We start from the raw sequence: 22,413 nt of genomic DNA, 5'->3' as shown, positions 1-22,413 counted from the left end.
AAATTTCAAAATTTATTGAAAATATAATATTTATAAAATGTTCAATATTATTTCATATCTGCTTTTTCTATCCGTCAGTTCCTACATAACCATTGATGTCGGAAGAAGATGTTACAACGCAGGAAAACATTACCTGAACTATCTTATTCACGATGCAGATTTGTGTTTAACGATCAACAGAATTCTTTTGGGATGTTATTATCTGATCAATCTCGGGTACATCGCATTAAATCTGACGCATTGGGAAAAAGTAGATTCAATGGAAAAAATGTTATCTGTGACGGCAATCAGAATCGGTTATATCACCCTGATTTTATGTGTGCTGCACTTTATGAACATTTTCGCACTATACTTTTTAAGAAAAAATTTAACCATAAAATAATAAAACTATGAATGCAACAGCTCTTACCACAACGTACAATTTTCAGGCATACATGATCTATCTGCCAATTGTAATCCTCCTTACTGTATTGGTTTCCCAGTTTCTGTTCAAAAATTCCAAAGCGTTTATGATCGATATTTTTCATCAGAAAGAAGACATTGCAATGGCAACCAACTCTTTATTCAAGATCGGTTTTTACCTTTTAAATCTCGGTTTTGCCCTTTGTATCATTGAATTTTTTCAAATTGAAACCATTGAAAGGCTGGTTGTTGCTTTAAGCGAAAAAATCGGAGGATTTTCCATCTACCTCGGAGTGATGATGCTTCTGAACCTGCTTCTTTTCCTGAAAGGTCGTAAACACGCCATGAACAAAGATAAAATCATCAAAAATGAAAACACTGCTATTTAAAATCTGGATGTATTTCACCTTCAAAATCCAGAAAAAGAGAACAAGAGGAGATTTTTTAAACCTTTAAATTTAATAACCATGAAAACTTCTATTAAAAACGACTTTTACATTCAACTTTTATTCCTTGTAATCGGACTTATTTTGGTGTTCTTAGGAATTGTTGTTTTTGAAAATGCTACTGTTTTTCTTTTTTATTTCATAGTGGGAATACCTCAATTGATTAGTTTTATCAGCAGGGCCTTTCAGAAAACAAAGAAATCTTGGCTATATATTGTCTACGGAATTTTTATAATGCCTGTTTGGATTTCATGGCTGATTATTTTGGCTTTTAATAACAATAATGATGTCACCAATTTTTTCGGATATATTTTAATCGTATCAGTGTTTTACAGTCCGGTACTTGCAATCCTCTACATTATAGATTGTTATAAAACTTATGAATACTAAAAAAACAGGATCATGAAAACTTTCATTATATGTGATTTTTGTCTTCAAATTTTATTTTTAATAGCGGGAATTGTTCCAGCCTTTATGTGTGAATCATATTTTCAGGGAATACCATTTTATTTTATAGTAGGATTTCCACAATTAATAAGCTATATCATAAAACTTTTCTTGGATGTAGAAAGATCTTCAATTTCATTTATTTACGGATTCTTTATCATACCAATTTGGATTTGTCTTGCTTTAAATATGTTTTTTGGAGAATATTCCTATGAGCTTAATAATATATTGATGATGATTCCATTTTACGGTCTTTTTTACAGTCCGATACTCGCAATCCTTTACATTATAGATTGTTACAAACTCTGTAAATACTGAAAAAACAGAACCATGAAAACCCTCGAAATCTTAAAAACTAAAAAATGGATTCCAGTGAATTAATAAAAAAAGTAGAATGGAAAGACCTCAAATCTCTTTCCACAAAAGAAATGCTGATTGAAAATAATATCAGTCTTCCCTGGCTTTTTGCCTCTTTATTTTTAGCTTACAAAGGATACTATTGGGCTGCACTTCCGTTTTCCGGATTTTATTTCCTTACCGCTTTACGACAGGTTCACAATGGGTTTCACAACTCACTCGGAACAGGGAAATTTCTTACATGGCTGTAAATGTATTTAAACAGCATTTCAATGATAACATCTATTCATGCCGTGAAATTCAATCACATCAGACATCATAAATTTTGTTTGGGGGAAGAAGATTATGAAGGGAAATCTGCCGGAATGAAATGGTATGAAGCCATTTTATACGGACCAAAACATCTGTTTCTTATACATTGGATCACCTTCAAAAAAGCGAATAAAAATTATAAAAAGAACATGATTTTTGAATTAATTTCAATCTCTGTTTTTGTCAGTTGTGCATTTTATTTTCAGGTCAATTTTTTAATCTATCATATTTCAATCATGCTCTTCGGAGAGTGTTTAATGGCGTTTTTCGCAGTCTGGACAGTTCATCACGATACCCATGAAAATCCAGACCTAGCAAGAACACAACGTGGATTCTGGAAAAATAAAATGACATTCAGTATGTTTTATCACATGGAACATCATCTTTTTCCCGCTGTTCCCACCATTAAATTGCCGGAATTGGCAAAGAGAATTGATGAAATTTTACCTGAATTAAATAAAAAACAAACTTTTTAAAATGTCAACAATCTATTTAGATACCATCATCAAAGCCAACATTCAAACTGTTTTTGATCTTGCGAGAGACATCGATCTGCATCAGAAATCAACTTTTAAAACAGAAGAAAAAGCAATCGCAGGACGAACTTCAGGACTCATTGAAGAAGGCGAAACGGTAACGTGGAGAGCAAAACATTTAGGAATCTATCAAACCCTGACTACAAAAATTATCAGCATGAAGAAACCTTATCATTTCACAGATACGATGTTGAAGGGTGCTTTCAAATCCATGAAACATCAGCACATTTTCAGGCAGGAAGGTAAAAACACAATCATGACAGACATCTTCGAATTTCATTCCCCTTTCGGATTCATAGGAAAAATTTTCGATGCTCTGTTTCTTAAAAATTACATGAAAAACTTTCTTTTAGAGAGAAATAAATTGATAAAAACTGTTGCAGAAAATAAGCAGAAGCGCGAGCGAAGCGAGCGTCAAAACGTTTAGTATGAGCGATGTCATGTTGAGCTTTAAATTTATCCTGAGCTTGACTAAGGAAAGTATCTCAATATTTAAATCCATCAACTTTCAACTAACAACAATCAACCAAAGTCATGAACTTCCTAAAAGCCGAATGGCGAAAACTAGCCATCATCAATTACGAAATTAAACCCGAAATTCTACAGAAATATCTTCCAAAAGGTACAGAACTCGATTTTTACAAGGGAAAATGCTATGTAAGTGTAGTCGGATTTATGTTTTTAAATACAAAATTACTCGGACTTCCGATTCCTTTTCACAGAAATTTCGAAGAAGTAAATTTAAGATTTTATGTAAAGAAAAAAGAAGGTTATGATTGGAAAAGAGGAGTGGTTTTCATCAAAGAAATTGTTCCGAAACCGGCTTTAAGTTTTGTGGCAAATTCGGTTTACAAAGAAAATTATAAAACAATGCCGATGAAAAATATCATTCATCAAAAAGATCGAGAACTGCTGATAAAATACTCTTGGAAAGATAAAGAATGGCATTCAATAGAGATCAGTGCAGAAAGTGAACCATTAAAAATGGAAAACAATTCTGAATTTGAGTTCATTACTGAACATTATTACGGTTTTACAAAAAAAGAAAATAAAACATCAGAATATCAAGTCTGCCATCCGAAATGGGATTATTATTTGGTCAAAAATTATCAGTTAAAAATAAATTTTCAAAAAGTATACGGTAATGATTTTGAATGTTTAAATCATAGGAAACCAATTTCTGTAATGCTTGCAGAAGGTTCTGAAATTGAAGTAAAAACAAAAAAGTATTTGATCTAAGCGATCAATAAATTACAAATATCTTTCTTTTACGGCTAAAATCAGTTATATGATAAAAAACACAAAATCTTAACATTGTCCGAATAAAAATAAATGCTAAATTTGGAGAGTGAATGTTCACTAACTTTAATTATAAGAATGAAATTAGATATTACCAACAGACAGATTGAAATTATAAAAGCATCGGGTAAAATATTGATGGAGAAAGGAATTGTGGGTCTTACGACAAAAAATTTAGCTGCTGAAATCGGTTTCTCTGAAAGTGCTCTCTACAGACATTTTAAGGATAAAGAGTCAATAATTTCACTCTTAATTCAATATCTGGCAGAAAATATCAACGAAAGATTTACAAAGATTATGAGCTCAGATCTCAACGGAGAAGAAAAATATCTTGCTGTTTTCGGGAGCCAGTTTCAGTTCTTTAAAGATAATCCTCATTATATTGCGGTTATTCTTTCCGATGGATTGATGGACAGTTCGGAAGTGATAAAAGAAAGCATAAAAAATTTAATACAGAGAAATTCTAAATTCCTCATCGAACTCATTGAAAACGGAAAACAAAATCATTTCTTTACCCATAAAATTGATACCGAAGATATGGTTCATATCATGATGGGAACCTTCAGATTACAAATGCTGAAATGGAAAATGGCAGATTTCAGTTTTGATATTACCGAAAAAGGAATGAAAACCATGAAAGGCCTATTAACACTTATTAAAAACTAAAATAAAAAAATACAATGAACCTGAAAAAATTACATGAAGAAAGTTCCGGAGTACTGGCTAAAACAATCTTTTCTGCTTCCGAAGGTAAAGTTATTTCCTTGCAGATCCTGAAGAACAACAGGCTGAAAGAACATATCACAAAAGTTCTTGCAATGCTTCTGTGTATAACCGGAGAAGCCGTTTATGAAGATGAAAACAACCCCAAAATATCCCTGTTTTCTGGTGATTTTACAGAAATAAAACCAGATGTAAAACATTGGGTGGATGGTATCGAAAACTGTAATCTGCTTCTTATAAAATAACTTATGAAAAGGTGTCAGTTTTTATATACATCCTTTGTCTTTCTGATTTTTTTCAGCGTTATAAATGGACAGGAAAAAAGAGAATTTACCTCTTTTAAAGAAGTTCTGGAATATGTTAAAGCCACAAATCATCAGTTTAAAAATGCCGAATGGCAGACCAGATTAGCAGACTTAACAAGAAAAACCGCAAAATTAAATCTGCTGAATCCCAAAATTCCGGCATCTGCACAGGTACTGGATAATATTACCCAGCAGGTCAGCTTTTTACCGGGACAGATTTTCGGGCAGCCGCAGGGAACTTTTAAAGAAGTAACGATTGGTCAGCAATATGCATCCACATTCAGTGTACAGCCACAATTTGATATCATCAATTTAGCAAATTATGCTCAGATTAAATCGGCAAAAACGAATCAGCTTCTGGTTGAAAATCAGAACAAGATCAACGAACAGAATGTATATGACCAGATCAATATGGTGTATTTTAACATTCTTTCCTTTAATGAGCAGAAAAAAATACTCGAAGAAAATATTATTATTGCCAAAGATATTCTCAGAATCATTCAGAACAAATTCACGGAAGGAATTGCAAGAAAACAGGAGGTAAATGAGGCTGAAACCAATTTGATTTCCTTGGAGGACAAGCTTCAGCAAATAGAGCTGAATACAGAAATTCAGGTTCAGACCTTCAATTTATTTCTCGAAAATAGCGTAAAAGCAACACTTTCTGAAGATTTGTGGACTTACGAAAACAGCAATGCGCCTCTAACCACACAAAACAGTCTTTTGGCAGAAAATGCAAAACTACAATATGAATTATCCGAACAGGAATATAAAGGATTAAAATTCCAGAATTATCCCGTCCTTAGTTTTATTTCATCTTTCAACTGGCAGAATCTGAGCAATGATTTTGCTTTCTCTAAGAATTCCGACTGGATCAATTTTAATTACATCGGGTTAAAATTATCCTACGATTTGCCTACGACCGTTACCAAATATTCTAACCTGAAATCCAAGAAAATTCAACTGGAAATCGCGAAAAACAATCAGGAATTCAGCAAAAAAGAAAACGAAAACAAAAATAAGCAGATGATTCTGGAATATGAAAAAGCCCTTCTGCAAAACGAAAATTTCAGAAAAATTTATACTCTGAAGAAAGACACCTATGAAAAAAACTTCAATCAGTTTAAAGAAAATATCCTGCCTTTGGATAAATTGCTCATTTCACAGAATGATATGTTAACAAGCCGCCTTAATGTGGTTTATTCACTGGCAAATATTGGTTTTGCCAAAGCTAAAATAGAAATCAGCAATAGATTTTAAAGTTCACAAAAAGACAACCCCAATGAATACAGAAAGAAATTATTCAGAATTATCCCATCAGAAATACAGGCTGAAAACATTAGTTTTAGCTCTTTTTTTTATACTTTTTTTATTTTCCTGCACAAAAAAGGAAGAAGTAAAACCCGTTGTTCAGGATATAAAAGAGCTTGTCTTTGCATCTGGAGATTTAGAATGGGAAAACGCTTACAATCTTACCGCGCAATCCGATGGAATATTGTTGAATGCAGATTTTGAAGTAGGAGATAAAATTTCAAAAGGAAAAAATGTAGCGGATATTGATAACAGATCAAGCGAAGTTAATGCCGAAATCGCCAATGAACAACTGGCAATTTCCAATGAAAATCTTACCCCAAATTCACCTCAGATTCAGCAGTTAGAACAGAATATTCAGTTTGCCGAAAACAAATATACTCAGGATAAAATTCAGGCAGAACGCTACGAAAGACTCTACAAAAGCCAAAGCGTGGCAAAGGTAGAATATGAAAACATGCAGCTTACTGCAAAAAACTCCTTATCCAGCTTAAATGCGCTGAAAAAACAGAAATTACAGATCCTGCAGCAGGCTGAAATTCAGAAAATTGCATCAAAAGGACAGGCGGAAAACAGCAGAATTGTCCGGGGTTTTAATCACATCACGGCAACTGTGAGCGGAACAGTAATTAAAAAGCTGAAGTCGAAAGGAGATTATGTGCGGAAAGGAGATATAATCGCCACGATTGCCGATGATCAGAAAGTGGAAGCCGTACTCAATGTAGACGAAAATAACATCGGGAAAATCAAAGTCGGGCAGACTGTTTACGTAAAACTAAATACAGACAAAAATAAAGTATACAACGGAAAAATATCCGAGATTCTATCCGCTTTTAACGAACAGACCCAGTCGTTTATCTGCAAAGTTACTTTTGATAATACATTGAATGCATCTTTATTCGGAACACAGCTTGAAGCCAATATTTTGGTGGGAGAAAAGAAAAATGCACTACTCATCCCGAGAGAACTGATGGGATATGGAAATAAAGTAAACGTGAAAGGAAAAGAACAGCCGGTAATCATAAAATCAGGGATTGTTTCCACAGATTATGTAGAAGTACTTTCCGGAATTACGAAAGATGATGTTTTACTTCCTCTAAAACCATAAGTATGAACATCAATTCTCTTATTTCAAAAACCTATATCTTTTCCAATAAAAAGCTTACTGCGGTTGCCGTTTTGGGAGTGTTGCTGGGAATGTCTGTCTATATTTTCATGAACTGTCTTCTGGTAGGTTTCGACAGGACTTCCAACGCCTCCGTTTTCCGAAACACTTCCCACATCAGAGTATACAAAGATGATGAAATAAGCAGGGTTTTACCCGAAAACAAGGCAGGAAACTTCATCATTATCAATCCGAAAGTAGTTCCCGATAACAATACGATCATCAACCCGAAATTAATCTTAGCAACCATTCTAAAGCAGAAAGAAGTAACCGTTGCTGCTCCACAGGTAAATGCGAGTGTTTTTTACAATAACGGAAAATCTCAGATTTCGGGTATTGCAGCGGGGATAAATCCCGATGAAGCCAACCTTATGTACGATATAAAATCGTTTATGGTAGAAGGAAAATATGATCTCTTAAAATCCAATCCCAACGGAATTATTATCGGAAGCGGAATTGCAGAAAAAATGAATGTTGAAGTAGGCGATAACATCAATTTAACATCTTCAAGAGGCGTTAACCGAACCTTTAAACTCATCGGGATTTTCAAAACCAACAATTCTGCAGTAGACAAAACAAAATCATACATTAATCTCGCTTCCTCACAGCAGTTATTAAAAGAAGGAAATTCCTACATAACCGATATTAATGTAAATGTTACCGATCCGGAGACTGCAGGAGATATGGCAAAAAAACTGACGCAGATTACAGGATATAAAGCCGAAGGATGGAAGGAAGCTAATCAGACATTAATGGCAGCTAATAAAATGCGGAAACTGATTATCTCATTCGTTTCACTTACCATTCTATTGGTTGCAGGTTTTGGAATTTACAATATTCTGAACATGACGGTATCACAGAAAATTAATGATATTGCGATCTTAAAAGCGATTGGCTTCAAAGGTAAAGATGTGATCCGTATTTTTGTGATGCAGGCAATTTCTATAGGAATCATGGGAGTAATAGGAGGAATTATTTTAGCTACTGTTCTCATTACCATCTTAAAAACAGTGTATCTTGGTGGTGATATCGGTTATTTTCCTATAGACTATGAACCCGTAAAATACATTCAGGGAATTGTAATCGGCTTGGGAATTACTTTTTTTGCGGGATATATTCCTGCTAAAAAAGCAGCAGGTATAGATCCGGTAGAAATATTTAGAAAATAAATGATGACCACAATTTTAAAAACAGAAAAAGTAAATAAATTTTTTCACGATCCTGTTGAATTTCAGGTACTCAAAAACATAGAATTTGAAGTACAAAAAGGAGAATTCCTTTCCATGATCGGGAAATCCGGAAGCGGAAAATCTACCCTGTTGTACATCCTTTCCACGATGGATACAGATTATAAGGGGAATCTTTATATTGATAATCAGCTTACAACAGGTCTCAATAAAGATAAGCTTGCAGAACTGCGGAACGAAAAAATAGGATTTGTTTTCCAGTTTCATTATTTGCTTCCCGAATTTTCTTGCCTGAAAAATGTAATGATTCCTGCATTAAAACTTGGAAAATTAAACGAAAAAGAAATTGAACACAAAGCTTATGAAAAACTGGAAATGCTGGGATTGAAAGATCAGGCTCTGAAGCCGGCAAGCAAACTTTCAGGAGGACAGCAGCAACGTGTTGCAATCGCCAGAGCACTCATCAATGATCCGTTGATTATCATGGGAGACGAACCGACAGGAAATCTCGACAGTAAGAATACAGACATTGTTTTTGATATTTTTCAGGAGCTTACCAAAACCTACGGTCAGACGATTATTGCAGTTACTCATGATGATGATTTTGCCCGCAAAAGCGACCGTATTATTGAGATGAAAGACGGAGAAATTATCAAAAAGTAAACATCTGAAAATAAAAACCAAAATGAAAATAATCATCGCCGCCGGAACAGGCTTTCTCGGTAAAAACCTTGAAAAATATTTTACTGAAAAAGGAAACGAAGTATATATTTTAACCCGAAACCCAAAACAGAAAAATGAATTGTATTGGGATGCCAAAACTTTGGGCGAATGGAAAAAATTACTCGAAAATTCTGATTCTCTGATCAATCTTGCCGGTAAATCCGTCGATTGCAGATATACGGAAAATAAAAAAAAAGAAATTTACAATTCAAGAATTGAAAGCACAAAAGTTCTTCAGCAGGCAATTGATGAATGTATCCATAAACCCAAAATCTGGCTCAATGCAAGTTCCGCAACCATTTACGTTCATTCAGAAAAACATTTGAACACAGAAGAAAACGGTATCATTGGCGACGATTTTTCCATGAACATCTGTAAAAGCTGGGAAAATGAATTTTTTAAATCAGAAACAGAAAATTTACGAAAAGTTGCGTTACGGACTTCCATCGTTTTAGGAAATAACGGCGGAGATTTCCCTAAACTGAAGAGTCTTACCAAATTCGGATTGGGCGGAAAACAGGGAAAAGGAAACCAAAATGTGAGCTGGATTCACATTAATGATTTTTGCAGAGCAGTAGCGTTCATTCTTGAACATGAAAATATTTCAGGAACTATCAATATTACAGCACCTAATCCTTTATCCAACGAAGAATTTATGAAAAAATTAAGAAAACAAATGAAAATACCGTTTGGATTGAATGCTCCGGTTTGGCAACTTGAAATTGCATCCATATTTTTAAATACCGAAACCGAATTACTATTAAAAAGCCGGAATGTCTACCCTGAAAAATTAATCAAAAGCGGCTTTGAATTTACTTATGCAAATATTGAATCTGCATTTAACGATTTGATTTAAAAATAAACGGAATTAGAAACCCATGCAACAGAAAATCTTTGATTTTCTTCTTATGTGATCTTCTAAATATATAATTAAACTAAACTTATGTGACTTATGTCAAGAAAAACTTTTGTCCCTTTTGTAGTTAAAAATTTACGGTGAAATATTAAATTAGCAAAAACTAAACGTCAATGTTCATCAGACAAAAAACAAAAGCCATCCTCCTTTCATCATTTCTTACGTCATCCGCTTTTTTTTCTCAGGCTCACAACGTTTCTGAAGGTTATCAGAAACCTACCGATCCGCTTGTTGTTCAAAATCTGGAAAACTGGCAGGATTTAAAATTCGGACTCTTCATGCATTGGGGAACCTACAGCCAATGGGGAATTGTCGAAAGCTGGAGCCTCTGTCCCGAAGACGAATCATGGACACAAAGAAAACCCGAACACGGAAAATCGTACTATGAATACGTAAAAAACTATGAAAATCTTCAGACCACTTTCAATCCGGTTCAGTTCAATCCACAGAAATGGGCAGAAGTTGCGAAAAAGGCAGGAATGAAATATGTGGTTTTTACAACAAAACACCACGACGGTTTTGCAATGTTTAATACCCAACAGTCTGATTACAAAATTACTTCTTCCAAAACGCCTTTTTCCAAAAATCCGAAAGCAGACGTAACAAAAGAAATTTTCAATACATTCCGAAATAGCGGGTTTAAAATCGGAGCTTACTTTTCAAAACCCGATTGGCATTCCGACAATTACTGGTGGTCGTATTTTCCGCCAAAAGACCGAAATGTAAACTACGATCCTAAAAAATATCCTGAAAAATGGAACAGTTTTAAAAACTTTACCTTTAACCAACTCAACGAAATCACCTCCAATTACGGTAAAATTGATATTCTTTGGTTAGACGGAGGCTGGGTTCGTCCCTTTAATACCATCGATCCCAATGTAGAATGGCAGAGAACCATCAAAGTTGAACAGGACATCGATATGGATAAAATCGGAACAATGGCGCGTAAAAACCAACCCGGAATCATTGTCGTAGACCGTACCGTTCCAGGAAAATGGGAAAATTACGTAACGCCGGAACAGGCGGTTCCCGAAAAACCACTTTCCATTCCCTGGGAAAGCTGCATCACAATGGGAGATTCCTTTTCCTATGTTCCCAATGACAATTACAAATCCTCTCAGAAAATCATCGAAACGTTAATTAAAATCATCTCAAGAGGCGGAAATTACCTCATGAATATTGCTCCCGGACCGAATGGTGATTATGATCCTGTAGTTTACGAAAGACTGAAAGAAATTTCAAGTTGGATGGATAAAAACCAGTCGGCTGTTTTTGCAACAAGAAGCATTGCCCCTTATCATGACGGAAATTTTTACTACACGAAAAGCAAAGACGGAAAAACAGTGAATATTTTTCATCTGGATGAAAAAGTAAATTATCTGGCTCCTTCTACGTTAAATTTTACAATTCCGGAAAATTTTAAACCAAAATCATTAAAAATTTTAGGATTATCCAATAAAATCCAGTGGAAACAAAACGGAAATTCAATTGAAATCAATTTACCAAAAGAAAGAAACCAGTTAAAATATTCAACCGTAATCCAGATTACTCAGTAGTTCAAATTGTGACTATTTTTATATCAAAAACGACCTAGGAAATCGAAGCGTTAAGAAAATTAAAACTTAATCCGTTAAGAAATTCCCATTGTTTAAAGCGCGACACAGATATTGAACCGAAGAACTAATACCAAATTCGCGCAAGTTTTGGGAATTTTAGGATTAAATTTTAATTTTTAGCGGAGAGTTCCAAGTCTTGAATTTTTGGTTCTTTTGTTTTAAGACAAAAGAACAATAATTAAATCAAATTATGTATGTTCTTTAAATTTCGTTTTAAAATCATAGCAATCTCATTATTGAGCACAACACTTATTTCAGCTCAAAAACCGTTATACAAAGATCCCAAACAACCTGTTGAAGCCAGAGTTCAGGATCTATTGAAACGCATGACGCCCGAAGAAAAATTCTGGCAATGCTTTATGATTCCCGGAGATCTGGATAACGTTCCGAAAGATCAGTATTCCCACGGAATCTTCGGTTTGCAGGTAAGCGCAGGAAATCAGGGAGGCGGAGTTGCAGGACAAATGCTGAAATACAACGCCAATGAAGATGCAGAAAGACTCGCAAAAAAGATCAATGCCATTCAGAAATATTTTGTGGAAGAATCAAGACTGGGAATTCCGATTATTCCTTTCGATGAAGCTTTGCACGGATTAATGCGTGAAGGAGCAACTGCTTTTCCACAGGCAATTGGTTTATCCGCAACATTCAATCCTGAGTTAATGAAAGAAGTTTCAACGGCCATTGCAAAAGAATCTAAACTGAGAGGAATCCGTCAGATTTTAACGCCGGTTGTCAATTTTGCAAGCGATGTACGATGGGGAAGAACGGAAGAAACATATGGGGAAGATCCGTTTCTGACTTCCGTAATGGGGGTAAATTTCGTCAGTTCTTTTGAAAATCAGGGAATTATTACCACTCCGAAACACTTTTTAGCTAATGTTGGAGAGGGTGGAAGAGATTCATATCCGATTCACTGGAGCAGAAGATATTTGGAGGAAACCCATTTGATTCCTTTTCAGAAAGCTTTTCAACAGGGAAAAAGCCGTTCGGTAATGACTTCCTACAATTTGCTTGACGGAAGACCTTCAACGGCAAATCATTGGCTGTTAACAGAGAAATTAAAAAAAGACTGGAATTTTAAAGGATTTGTCATCAGCGATGCAAGTGCAGTCGGAGGAGCCAATGTGTTACATTTTACGGCAAAAGATTACGATGATGCTTCTGCACAGGCAATCAATGCGGGGCTTGATGTGATTTTTCAGACAGAATATCAACATTACAAACTTTTTATTCCTCCGTTTTTGGATGGAAGAATTTCTCAGGAAAGAATTGATGATGCAGTCGCGAGAGTTTTGAGGGCAAAATTTGAACTCGGTTTGTTTGAAAATCCTTACGTTTCCAACAAAGACATTGCAGAATTAAAAAAAATCAATCACAAAACATTGGCGGAAAAAGCTGCGGCAGAATCTTTTGTTTTGCTACAAAATAACAATAAAACCCTTCCGATTTTTGAGAATTACAAAAAGATTTTAATAGTGGGGACAGATGCTGCAGATGCAAGATTGGGTGGTTATTCCGGACCGGGAAACAGCAAAGTCAGTATTTTGAACGGAATTAAAAATTTCGCTAAAAATAAAAATTTCGCTAAAAATAAAAATATCGAAATCGCTTATTCAAAGGGAATCGACTGGAATATAAAGGATTTTCTGACCGTTCCTGCTGAGGTTCTGTCTTCTGAAAATCAAAAAGGGTTAAAGGGAAGTTATTTTTCAAATTCTGAATTAAAAGGAAATCCCGCTTTTGAAAAACAGGACGAACAACTGAATTTCAAGTGGACTTTGTATTCGCCCAATCCTGAAAAATTGCAGCCAGACAACTACAGTGTTCGCTGGAAAGGAAAACTGGAAGCTCCAAAATCGGGAAAATATCAGTTAGGTTTAAGAGGAAATGATGGTTTCAGATTGTTTTTAAACGGTTCATTGTTAATTGACCATTGGGAAAAGCTGAGCTATTCAACCAAAACCGTTGAAGTAGAATTTAATAAAGGTCAGAAATACGATATTGTGGTTGAATTTCACGAAAACAGGGGCGAAGCCAACATTGAACTGATCTGGAACTATGGCTTATATGACTATCAAAAAGATTTTAATGATGCTTTGAAGCAGGCACAGAATGCAGATTACATCATTGTTACCGCCGGAATTCATGAAGGAGAATTTCAGGATCGTTCTTCGTTAAGTCTTCCCGGAAATCAGGAAAAATTCATCCATGAATTATCAAAATTAAATAAACCGACAACGGTTGTTTTGGTAGGTGGTTCTGCCATAAAAACAACGGGTTGGAAAGATAAAGTCGGAGCGATTCTGGATGTCTGGTATCCCGGAGAAGAAGGCGGAAATGCAGTGACAAAAGTACTTTTCGGAGAAGAAAATCCTTCAGGAAAACTGCCGATAACATTCCCTGTTGAGGAAGGACAGCTGCCTTTAACCTACAATCATCATCCTACAGGACGTGGAAACGATTATTATGATCTGAGCGGCGAACCTTTATATCCTTTCGGTTTCGGATTAAGCTATACCACTTTTGAAATCTCAGATTTACAGTTAAATAAAACAACATATTCTGAAAATGATACGATTGTTGCGAAAGTTACTGTGAAAAATGCAGGTTCAAAAGCAGGAAGCGAAGTCGTTCAGTTGTATGTAAAAGATCTGCTGGCTTCGGTTTCAAGACCGGTTATTGAACTGAAAGGCTTTCAGAAAGTATATTTAAAACCAGGAGAATCCAAACAGATTTCGATTGAAGTTCCCGCGAAAGATTTACAGTTTTTAGATGAAAAAATGAACTGGATTGTCGAAAAAGGAACGTACAGAGTTTTGGTGGGAAATTCTTCCAAAAATCTGCCTTTGAAACAGAATATTGAAGTTGAGTAGTCCGGCGTAAAAAAATTATGGTATGATATATGTAATATTTAGCCCGAACGTGAATGAAATTCATTACGAATTTATTCAAAAAAGTAAAATGTTATGAAAAATTTATTTATATCAGCCGTTTTATTAGTAGGATTATCAATGAATGTTTATGGACAAAAGCGTCCGCCAGCACCTCCTCATCCTTCAAAAAGTGAACTGATCAGCATCAAGTCGAAAGAACTTGACAGAAGATACAACGCAGAGAAAAAAGCAATTTTAAATCATCCGCTTGCTACCAAAAGAATGAAGCAGGATCAGTTAAGAGCTTTGAACGAAAAATACCAGAGTCAGAAAAGATTACTGAGAAAAATGTAATTTCCGAATACGATAAAAGAGGCTATCTAAGACAGATAGCCTCTTTTTTATATTTTCCTAAGGAATAAAAATCAAAGATTTTTAAAAGCTATTATGAGCTTTTTCATTTATAATAATCGGCTTTAAATAAAAGTTTAGTTCATCTTTTGTGCCTTTTTCGGTTAAAAAAAAGTTTAAACAGACTTATTAATAAACCTTTCTTGCAAGCAATAGATTTAAAAGAAATGTTCCGGTCCAGTTACTGTTATTGGAGCCATTATTTCCTACAAAATCCACGCGCGCAACAGAAACCGTAAGTCTCGTTTTACCAGAAGTTCCGTTATTGGCAAGGCTTACAAAAGAAGCCGTGAAAACATCCGGAAAACTGGAATTATTTCCTGCGGTAAGCGAAGGATTCATATTGGTAATATTAAAAGGAGTTCCCTGATATTCGTAAACCAGAGTCATTCTGCTCGCATTGGAAAAACCTGTTCCTACAGAGTATGTGGTAGATGATTTACTAATGACCCACCAAGCATCGGTTCCTGTTCCAGTATCATATGCTGTATTAGAATGTCCGGTCCAGTCGGCAACCGGAGCTGTTCCCGAAGCGTGCGGCGGTATCGAAAGCTGTGTTCCGTAGATTTCCACATTATTAGGCTTCGGAAGCGTGATAAAAGAAAGATCCCATGTTCCGCCGGTAGTGTTGCTGTTATTTACCACTTCTGCATACGCTCCAGTAGGAATGATAAATGTAGAAACCGGAGTATTGTCTATTCTTAGCGTATTTCCTCCTGAAGCCTGTAAAGTAATATTGAAAGCAGATATATTTTTTATCTTATAAATTCTTCCTGTAAAACTTGAAGCTCCGGAACCGATTGCCGGTAGCGTAAACGTAGAATTGGCAGTACCATTATAGGTGATGTAATGATCGTTTGTAACGATAGCATAGGTAGTTGCTGTTACCTGTCTATAATTCGCACTCACAGATCCGTTAATGTCTAATGTGCTGGTTGGTTGGTTTTTACTGATTCCCACTTGTGCGTTAGCGAGAAATCCGCATATCACAAAAATCGAAAAAATCTTTTTCATATCATGTTTGTTTTAATTGATTACTTCAAAAATATTAAAATTTTAATATGTAATTTATTTTTTAACTATCATTTTTAATAGTTTTAATAAATTGTGTTGATAATATTAATCTAATAGCTGCTTTAATGAATATTTTAAAATATTTTCAGATTTTATAGTTTTATTTTAAACTTAAGTGATTACAGCTTCTGATGATGAAAAATAGTAAATAAAACCTTTAAGGGGGCAATTTCGACAGAATGCCATACATCCGATATTTTTCCTTAAATTCGCATAAAAATTTTAAACTAATGAATTACGATATTATTGTCATCGGAAGTGGCCCTGGCGGATACGTTACAGCAATCAGAGCGGCACAATTAGGTTTCAAAACAGCAATTATTGAAAAAGAAAATTTAGGAGGAATCTGCCTTAACTGGGGATGTATTCCAACCAAAGCTTTATTGAAATCGGCTCAGGTTTTTCATTATATCAACCATGCTGAAGATTATGGTTTGAATAAAGTGGAAGCAAGTTTTGAGTTTCCAAACGTAATTCAGAGAAGCCGTGGCGTTGCATCGAAAATGAGCAAAGGGATTGAATTCCTGATGAAGAAAAATAAAATCGACGTTATCCTTGGAACTGCAAAAGTACAGAAAGGTAAAAAAGTTTCTGTTACAGATAAAGAAGGAAAAGTAACTGAATATACAGGAACCCACATCATTATCGCAACAGGAGCACGTTCAAGAGAATTACCGAACTTACCACAGGACGGTAAAAAAGTAATCGGATACAGACAGGCATTGTCTCTTCCTGAGCAGCCAAAATCTATGATTGTTGTAGGTTCAGGAGCTATCGGAGTAGAATTTGCCGATTTCTATAACACGATGGGGACAAAAGTAACGGTTGTAGAATTTATGCCAAACATCGTCCCTGTAGAAGACGAAGAAATTTCTAAACACTTAGAAAAATCTCTGAAAAAATCTGGAATTGATATAATGACCAATGCTTCAGTAGAAAGCGTGGATACAAGCGGAGAAGGAGTAAAAGCTACTGTAAAAACAGCAAAAGGAAACATCGTTCTTGAAGCTGATATCTTATTATCTGCTGTTGGTATCGCCGCAAACATCGAGAACATCGGTCTTGAAGAAGTGGGAATTCAGACAGATAAAGGAAGAGTTCTGGTAAATGAATGGTACGAAACTTCAGTTCCGGGTTATTATGCAATCGGAGACATCATTCCTACTCAGGCTTTAGCACACGTAGCTTCAGCAGAAGGAATTACCTGCGTTGAAAAAATCAAGGGAATGCACGTTGAGAAAATCGACTATGGCAATATTCCGGGATGTACATACTGTCACCCTGAAGTAGCTTCAGTAGGTCTTACAGAAAAGCAGGCGAAAGAAAAAGGATACGAAATTAAAGTAGGTAAATTCCCTCTTTCTGCAAGTGGAAAAGCAACGGCAAACGGAAATACGGATGGTTTCATTAAAGTTATTTTCGATGCAAAATACGGAGAATGGTTAGGATGCCACATGATCGGAGAAGGTGTTACAGATATGGTTGCAGAAGCGGTTGTTGCCAGAAAACTGGAAACTACAGGTCATGAAATCATCAAATCTATTCACCCGCACCCTACAGTTTCTGAAGCCATTATGGAAGCTGCAGCGGCAGCGTATGGTGAAGTAATTCACATTTAATTTTTCACTTTGTCAAAGTTGAAAATCTTTGACAAAGGTTAACAATATCAAAACCACAGATCAGTAGTCTGTGGTTTTTCTTTTTGAAAGAGCCTGTTTCAATTTGATATTTAAAATTTTAAGATTCGATTATTTTATCACGCAAAGTTTTAATTCAACTTTACACATTATTCTTAGAAAGCATTGGCAAATAAAATTTGCTTCACGAAGCCTGAAAATAGTGCTTCATCAAATCAACTTGTTGATTCTTCTTTGTTCACTTAAATATTTAACCTCAGTTCGGGATAAGAAATAAATTTAAATAATTGATTTATCGCATTATAGTAATTTATCGCAAAGAAAAGCAAAAGATTTTTTTTACTTATTGAAAGTTTGCAAGCTAAACAAAGACATTTCGTTTATTTAAAAAAGACAAAAATGGTATTACTTTGATCAATTTTACGCCTTTGTATATCTTAAAAGCTGAATTCCTGATAATTGAATCTCTTTGTTTAACCTTGCGTTTAAGAAGACTTATCTCGAACTCAGATAGTTAAATCTTTAAATAAAAACTTTGCGTCAAAAAATGAATGAAATTTTTCAATATTTAATCAAATTTAAACACTCTTTAAGATGATTTTTTTTGATTTTATCTCGGTTATTTTCTTATTTTAGTCAGTCAATAAATACAAATAAACTATGTTTAAAAAATTAGCTGCGGAAGCTTTAGGATTGGGAGACATCGGTAAAATCATTCCTTCTCAGGATTATGATAAAGTAGACTCAGACGATTATATCCTTTCCGAAGATAACGAGAAAATTTTCTTCCTCATTAAATCTAAAAGAGACGAATATTGCTTTACCAACAGAGCTTTGATCCACATCGACGGAGCCAGTGCGTTAGACAAAAAAAGAGTCTTGAAGAGATATGAATATTACCAGTTTCCTTTCTCTAATATTGCTTTACAGACGGCAGGAACCATTGATCTTGATGTAGAAATTTCTTTCAATATCGGGAATGTTCCAATGATGATCAGCGTTGCAAAAGGGCAGATCGATCAGCTGAAAGATCTGTATAAAGCACTTTTGGCAATTCAGCAGGAAGTTCACCACAATCATTCTTTGCTGAATTTTTCTAACGACAGCATCCAGAAAGCCATCACCACAGTAGCTTCCGGAAAACAGGAAAATGTTTCGAAAAGTCAGGAACTGAGAGCCATCAACGAATATATTTTTGCATGGAATACCAACAGTTTTGATAAATACAATCAGAAAGATTTTTCAAGAATTTTTGAGAAGTACATTAATAATTAACATTCTTACGTAAATATCAGTCCGGTAACTTTCCGGACTTTTTTAAACCACTATTCGTGAAAAAAATCATTTTTTTCTGAAGAAAGCCTCTTTATTAAACGAGTTTAAACTTTTAAAATTAAAATAGTCATATTAGAAAACGTAAATACACAATATTTTTTATTAGTCTTAAATCTTTAAGGCACAGGAAAATCAAAGATTTTCAATAGGGATTGTGATGCTTAATTTTATCGCAAAAAAATCTTTGCGTTTTAAGACAAGACCGTATTTTAATGAATATTTTGCGCCTTTTCGATGGCTATAGCTATTAAGTTTAAACACGTTTAACATTAAATACTTAATAATATAAATCATTATAGTTTAAGAACAAGTCATCAATATTCATTTAAGCATAATTTTATTTGTGTTAAAATAATCCAAAATCACAGTATTTAGAAAATTTAATCTGCTTTTCTCGACTTGTTTTCTTAATTTTATTCAATGGATTTTGGGAAAGTTGGGCTTGTTTTATCGGGTGGCGGAACAAAAGGGATCGCACATGCCGGAGTTTTAAAATTCTTAGCAGAAAAAAATATTGATATTGATGTTCTGTCATGTTGCAGTGCAGGTTCTATCGTGGGCTGTCTTCATGCGGTAGGAAAAACGCCCGAAGAAATTCTGGAATTTTTCAATTCCGTTTACTTTTTTAACTGGAAGCATTTTGCATTCAACCAGCCCGGATTGGTTTCTTCCGTTATTTTCAGAAATTATCTCAATCCTATTTTCGGCGAAATGAAACTGGGCGATCTGGACAAAGACGTAAGAATTGTGGCAACAGAATTGGTAAGAGGAACCGAAAAAATCTTTGAAAAAAATTTTAAAATCGTTGATGCCATTATTGCATCATGTTCCATTCCCGGAGTGACGACTCCTTATATTATTGATGATGAAATGTACTGTGACGGAGGAGTACTGAATAATTTTCCCGCAGACATCATCAGAGACGATTGCGACAAGCTGATCGGCGTTTTCGTTTCTCCCCCGCAAGATGCCAAAATTAATGATCTCAGATCCATCAAAGCCATTGTTTCGCGCTCTTACGATCTGCTTTCTTACCGCATCGAAAGAATTAAATTCGATCACTGCGACTGGTTTATCTCATCACAGGAACTTTCCACCTACGGAACATTTGAAAGACGGAAAGACCGTCTCGAACAGATTTTTAACATTGGCTACAACGCTGCAAAAGAAAGCTTTAACGAAAGCCGTTTTTATGCTAATCTGGAAAACGAGAAAAGAATTGTTTAAACCAGTTTCAGAATTAATCGTAAAAGGAACAAATAATGTTAAAGCAAAATCAGCTTTAAATAAAAGTTGAGTTCATCTTTTATGACTTTTGCGGTTAAATAAGAGTTTAAACAGACTTGATAAAAACATCCGTAAACTCGAAACTTTTCCCGTTGAAAAGCCCTTTGTCACTCAGTTTCAGCTCAGGAATAACCAAAAGTGCCATGAATGACAAACTCATGTAAGGCGCTCGTAATCTGCTTCCTAATTCCTTTGCGCGACGGTCTAATCTAATATAAGCTTCTGCTACCTTTTCCGCAGGAAGATTCGTCATAATTCCGGCAACCGGGAGTTCCAGAACCATTTCTTCCGTTTCGGTTGCCAGAGAAATTCCACCCTTCGCTTTAATGATCAGATTTACAGCTTTACATATATCATCGTCATTGGTTCCCACCACTACAATATTATGACAGTCATGCGCAACACAAGAAGCAATGGCTCCTTGTTTTAAGCCTATGTTTTTGATGAAAGCTGTTGCAACAGGAGCGTCCTGATAACGGTTCACTACCGCAATTTTCAGAATGTCATTTTCAACATCAGATTCTGAAAAACCATTAATGTTTAAAGCTTCTGCGTGAATTTCTTTGGTAATCAGTTGTCCATCAAGCGTTTCAATCACACGAATTTTTTCCCCTTCGCTTTTTATCTTAAAATCTGATGGACTTTTTAAGCTGCAATGAAAATTATTTACTATCGGAGCTTCAACAGCTTCAATAAACGATTCTCCGTTTTCTAAGACCAGTGCTCCGTTGATGTACGTTTTTAAAATCGTAAAATCCTTTAGATTATCAATTTCTATAAAATCTGCACTGTCTCCAACCTGCAATAATCCGATCGGTAAATTATAATGTTTAACCACATTGTACGAAGAAGCACGCAGCACATCGTACAAATCATAACCCAAATCCAGAGCGCGTTTCACATGATCGTTGATATGAGATTCCAGCAAATTATCAGGATGCTTATCGTCACAGCAAAACATAATCTGATCCGGAAACTTTTTTAATAAAGGAATTAAAGTATCAAAATTTTTCGCCGCACTTCCTTCCCGAATCATCACTTTTACCCCAAACTGAAGTTTTTCCAGCGCTTCCTGATAACCAAAACATTCATGATCCGTTGAAATTCCCGCACTGAAATAACTTTTCATGTCTTCACCCATTAAACCCGGAGCATGACCATCAATCGGTTTGTGATGTCTTTTTGCAGATTCCAGCTTTTTCAGAACTTCCTCATCCTTGTAAATCACTCCCGGAAAATTCATCATTTCCGCAAGATAGACAATCTCTTTTTTGTCTAAAAGCTGGTCAATTTCACGCGAATCAATCACAGCACCTGCCGTTTCAAAATGGGTTGCGGGAACACAGGAAGGAGCCCCGAAATAGAAATGAAACGGTACTTTCCGAGCATTATCAATCATATATTCAACACCCGAAATTCCCAAAACATTGGCAATTTCATGAGGATCTGAAATCGTTCCCACCGTTCCGTGCTTTACCGCGATTTTTGCAAACTCAGACGGAACCAGCATACTGCTTTCAATATGAACATGCGCATCAATAAATCCTGGCAGAACATACGTATTCAGTTTTTCTGAGATTCTTTGTATTGAACTGATTTTGTTGTCTTTAATAATTATTTCAGCAGGGTAGGTTTCCTTTGCAACAATGTCGATGAGGTTTGATTTAATGGTGAAATCCATCTTGTATTGAATATTTTAAGTGAATTTACCAAAATAATAGAAATAATACCATTTTTTCTGTACATAAAATATTCCGTAAATAATATCTGTGCATCAGAAAGAGATAATCCAGAAGCAGAACTCCTTCGGAGTTCAATTCTTTACAGTAACTTTAATGACGAAATGGGAAGCAGATAGGATAGCCTTAACCTCAAACTTAACCTTTCCACTCCAAATCTTTTTTCTTTGAAGCTTTTCCCACTTTCGCTACTCGCTTTTTTAGAGTTTCGGGGGGGGGGGGGGGGGGGGGGGGGGGGGGGGGGGGGGGGGGGGGGGGGGGCCGCGCGGGGCGGGGGGGGGGGGGGGGGGGGGGGGGGGGGTGGGGCGC

At 35.4% G+C, this 22,413-nt stretch carries 22 protein-coding genes; 20 read left to right on the top strand and 2 right to left on the bottom strand.

Annotated features, from left to right (window positions below; all coding sequences use genetic code 11):
• Positions 1-37: 37 nt before the first annotated feature.
• From WFH39_RS20840 to WFH39_RS20760, 17 genes are all read left to right on the top strand, one after another.
• The gene (locus WFH39_RS20840) at positions 38-382 is read left to right on the top strand and encodes a hypothetical protein (RefSeq protein ID WP_336691321.1); all 345 of its coding nucleotides are present in this window, start codon (positions 38-40) and stop codon (positions 380-382) included.
• A 7-nt stretch (positions 383-389) separates the two neighbouring features.
• Positions 390-791, top strand: coding sequence for a hypothetical protein (locus WFH39_RS20835; RefSeq protein ID WP_076396570.1), 402 nt, complete (start codon positions 390-392; stop codon positions 789-791).
• Positions 792-869: 78 nt separating this feature from the next.
• Positions 870-1,238, top strand: a complete 369-nt coding sequence (locus WFH39_RS20830) for a hypothetical protein (RefSeq protein ID WP_336691320.1) — start codon at positions 870-872, stop codon at positions 1,236-1,238.
• A gap of 419 nt (positions 1,239-1,657) precedes the next feature.
• Positions 1,658-1,903: a hypothetical protein gene (locus WFH39_RS20825; RefSeq protein ID WP_336691319.1), complete on the top strand. Its 246-nt coding sequence runs from the start codon at positions 1,658-1,660 to the stop codon at positions 1,901-1,903.
• Between the two features lie 21 nt (positions 1,904-1,924).
• Positions 1,925-2,440: a fatty acid desaturase gene (locus tag WFH39_RS20820; RefSeq protein ID WP_336691318.1), complete on the top strand. Its 516-nt coding sequence runs from the start codon at positions 1,925-1,927 to the stop codon at positions 2,438-2,440.
• A 1-nt stretch (position 2,441) separates the two neighbouring features.
• Entirely contained in the window at positions 2,442-2,927 is a 486-nt protein-coding gene (locus tag WFH39_RS20815) for an SRPBCC family protein (RefSeq protein ID WP_336691317.1), read from the top strand.
• Positions 2,928-3,034: 107 nt separating this feature from the next.
• Positions 3,035-3,739, top strand: a complete 705-nt coding sequence (locus WFH39_RS20810) for a YqjF family protein (RefSeq protein WP_336691316.1) — start codon at positions 3,035-3,037, stop codon at positions 3,737-3,739.
• A 138-nt stretch (positions 3,740-3,877) separates the two neighbouring features.
• Positions 3,878-4,465 carry a TetR/AcrR family transcriptional regulator gene (locus tag WFH39_RS20805; RefSeq protein WP_336691315.1) on the top strand — a complete coding sequence of 196 codons (588 nt, stop codon included), beginning with the start codon at positions 3,878-3,880 and terminating at the stop codon, positions 4,463-4,465.
• A gap of 14 nt (positions 4,466-4,479) precedes the next feature.
• Entirely contained in the window at positions 4,480-4,767 is a 288-nt protein-coding gene (locus WFH39_RS20800) for a hypothetical protein (protein WP_336691314.1), read from the top strand.
• A 3-nt stretch (positions 4,768-4,770) separates the two neighbouring features.
• A complete protein-coding gene (locus WFH39_RS20795; RefSeq protein WP_336691313.1) occupies positions 4,771-6,087 on the top strand; it encodes a TolC family protein in 1,317 nt (438 codons plus the stop codon).
• A gap of 22 nt (positions 6,088-6,109) precedes the next feature.
• A complete protein-coding gene (locus WFH39_RS20790) occupies positions 6,110-7,246 on the top strand; it encodes an efflux RND transporter periplasmic adaptor subunit (protein ID WP_336691312.1) in 1,137 nt (378 codons plus the stop codon).
• Positions 7,247-7,248: 2 nt separating this feature from the next.
• A complete protein-coding gene (locus WFH39_RS20785) occupies positions 7,249-8,472 on the top strand; it encodes an ABC transporter permease (protein ID WP_336691311.1) in 1,224 nt (407 codons plus the stop codon).
• Positions 8,473-8,475: 3 nt separating this feature from the next.
• Complete coding sequence (locus WFH39_RS20780; protein ID WP_235130235.1) at positions 8,476-9,153, top strand: ABC transporter ATP-binding protein; 678 nt, start codon at positions 8,476-8,478, stop codon at positions 9,151-9,153.
• A gap of 22 nt (positions 9,154-9,175) precedes the next feature.
• Positions 9,176-10,069, top strand: a complete 894-nt coding sequence (locus WFH39_RS20775) for a TIGR01777 family oxidoreductase (protein ID WP_336691310.1) — start codon at positions 9,176-9,178, stop codon at positions 10,067-10,069.
• A gap of 173 nt (positions 10,070-10,242) precedes the next feature.
• A complete protein-coding gene (locus WFH39_RS20770; protein ID WP_336691309.1) occupies positions 10,243-11,685 on the top strand; it encodes an alpha-L-fucosidase in 1,443 nt (480 codons plus the stop codon).
• Positions 11,686-11,981: 296 nt separating this feature from the next.
• Positions 11,982-14,621, top strand: coding sequence for a beta-glucosidase (locus WFH39_RS20765; protein WP_336691308.1), 2,640 nt, complete (start codon positions 11,982-11,984; stop codon positions 14,619-14,621).
• Positions 14,622-14,714: 93 nt separating this feature from the next.
• Complete coding sequence (locus tag WFH39_RS20760; protein WP_336691307.1) at positions 14,715-14,975, top strand: hypothetical protein; 261 nt, start codon at positions 14,715-14,717, stop codon at positions 14,973-14,975.
• 186 nt (positions 14,976-15,161) lie between these two features.
• On the opposite strand, the gene WFH39_RS20755 is transcribed toward WFH39_RS20760, so the two are convergent.
• Positions 15,162-16,046, bottom strand: a complete 885-nt coding sequence (locus tag WFH39_RS20755) for a hypothetical protein (protein WP_336691306.1) — start codon at positions 16,044-16,046, stop codon at positions 15,162-15,164.
• Between the two features lie 290 nt (positions 16,047-16,336).
• Between WFH39_RS20755 and lpdA the strand changes: the two genes are divergently transcribed.
• The 3 genes from lpdA to WFH39_RS20740 all read left to right on the top strand — a co-directional run bounded on the left by lpdA (position 16,337) and on the right by WFH39_RS20740 (position 20,305).
• Positions 16,337-17,725 (top strand): dihydrolipoyl dehydrogenase, encoded by a 1,389-nt coding sequence (gene lpdA, locus WFH39_RS20750; RefSeq protein WP_214590221.1) that lies wholly within the window; start codon positions 16,337-16,339, stop codon positions 17,723-17,725.
• A gap of 678 nt (positions 17,726-18,403) precedes the next feature.
• Positions 18,404-19,018: a PH domain-containing protein gene (locus WFH39_RS20745; protein ID WP_185205357.1), complete on the top strand. Its 615-nt coding sequence runs from the start codon at positions 18,404-18,406 to the stop codon at positions 19,016-19,018.
• 480 nt (positions 19,019-19,498) lie between these two features.
• Positions 19,499-20,305 carry a patatin-like phospholipase family protein gene (locus WFH39_RS20740; RefSeq protein ID WP_336691305.1) on the top strand — a complete coding sequence of 269 codons (807 nt, stop codon included), beginning with the start codon at positions 19,499-19,501 and terminating at the stop codon, positions 20,303-20,305.
• Positions 20,306-20,411: 106 nt separating this feature from the next.
• On the opposite strand, the gene ade is transcribed toward WFH39_RS20740, so the two are convergent.
• Entirely contained in the window at positions 20,412-22,046 is a 1,635-nt protein-coding gene (gene ade, locus WFH39_RS20735; protein WP_336691304.1) for an adenine deaminase, read from the bottom strand.
• Between the last annotated feature and the right edge of the window lie 367 nt (positions 22,047-22,413).

The sequence above is a fragment of the Chryseobacterium sp. MMO-72 genome, from assembly GCF_037146035.1.
GTDB lineage: Bacteria > Bacteroidota > Bacteroidia > Flavobacteriales > Weeksellaceae > Chryseobacterium > Chryseobacterium indicum.
The sequence above is the reverse complement of the archived record's forward strand: the minus strand, read 5'-3'. Positions and strand labels throughout refer to the sequence as shown.

Bases quoted from the DNA above. Each gene is read 5' to 3' on its own strand.
- WFH39_RS20840 (WP_336691321.1), top strand. From the start codon at position 38: ATGTTCAATATTATTTCATATCTGCTTTTTCTATCCGTCAGTTCCTAC.
- WFH39_RS20835 (WP_076396570.1), top strand. From the start codon at position 390: ATGAATGCAACAGCTCTTACCACAACGTACAATTTTCAGGCATACATG.
- WFH39_RS20830 (WP_336691320.1), top strand. From the start codon at position 870: ATGAAAACTTCTATTAAAAACGACTTTTACATTCAACTTTTATTCCTT.
- WFH39_RS20825 (WP_336691319.1), top strand. From the start codon at position 1,658: ATGGATTCCAGTGAATTAATAAAAAAAGTAGAATGGAAAGACCTCAAA.
- WFH39_RS20820 (WP_336691318.1), top strand. From the start codon at position 1,925: ATGATAACATCTATTCATGCCGTGAAATTCAATCACATCAGACATCAT.
- WFH39_RS20815 (WP_336691317.1), top strand. From the start codon at position 2,442: ATGTCAACAATCTATTTAGATACCATCATCAAAGCCAACATTCAAACT.
- WFH39_RS20810 (WP_336691316.1), top strand. From the start codon at position 3,035: ATGAACTTCCTAAAAGCCGAATGGCGAAAACTAGCCATCATCAATTAC.
- WFH39_RS20805 (WP_336691315.1), top strand. From the start codon at position 3,878: ATGAAATTAGATATTACCAACAGACAGATTGAAATTATAAAAGCATCG.
- WFH39_RS20800 (WP_336691314.1), top strand. From the start codon at position 4,480: ATGAACCTGAAAAAATTACATGAAGAAAGTTCCGGAGTACTGGCTAAA.
- WFH39_RS20795 (WP_336691313.1), top strand. From the start codon at position 4,771: ATGAAAAGGTGTCAGTTTTTATATACATCCTTTGTCTTTCTGATTTTT.
- WFH39_RS20790 (WP_336691312.1), top strand. From the start codon at position 6,110: ATGAATACAGAAAGAAATTATTCAGAATTATCCCATCAGAAATACAGG.
- WFH39_RS20785 (WP_336691311.1), top strand. From the start codon at position 7,249: ATGAACATCAATTCTCTTATTTCAAAAACCTATATCTTTTCCAATAAA.
- WFH39_RS20780 (WP_235130235.1), top strand. From the start codon at position 8,476: ATGACCACAATTTTAAAAACAGAAAAAGTAAATAAATTTTTTCACGAT.
- WFH39_RS20775 (WP_336691310.1), top strand. From the start codon at position 9,176: ATGAAAATAATCATCGCCGCCGGAACAGGCTTTCTCGGTAAAAACCTT.
- WFH39_RS20770 (WP_336691309.1), top strand. From the start codon at position 10,243: ATGTTCATCAGACAAAAAACAAAAGCCATCCTCCTTTCATCATTTCTT.
- WFH39_RS20760 (WP_336691307.1), top strand. From the start codon at position 14,715: ATGAAAAATTTATTTATATCAGCCGTTTTATTAGTAGGATTATCAATG.
- WFH39_RS20755 (WP_336691306.1), bottom strand. From the start codon at position 16,046: ATGAAAAAGATTTTTTCGATTTTTGTGATATGCGGATTTCTCGCTAAC.
- lpdA (WP_214590221.1), top strand. From the start codon at position 16,337: ATGAATTACGATATTATTGTCATCGGAAGTGGCCCTGGCGGATACGTT.
- WFH39_RS20745 (WP_185205357.1), top strand. From the start codon at position 18,404: ATGTTTAAAAAATTAGCTGCGGAAGCTTTAGGATTGGGAGACATCGGT.
- WFH39_RS20740 (WP_336691305.1), top strand. From the start codon at position 19,499: ATGGATTTTGGGAAAGTTGGGCTTGTTTTATCGGGTGGCGGAACAAAA.
- ade (WP_336691304.1), bottom strand. From the start codon at position 22,046: ATGGATTTCACCATTAAATCAAACCTCATCGACATTGTTGCAAAGGAA.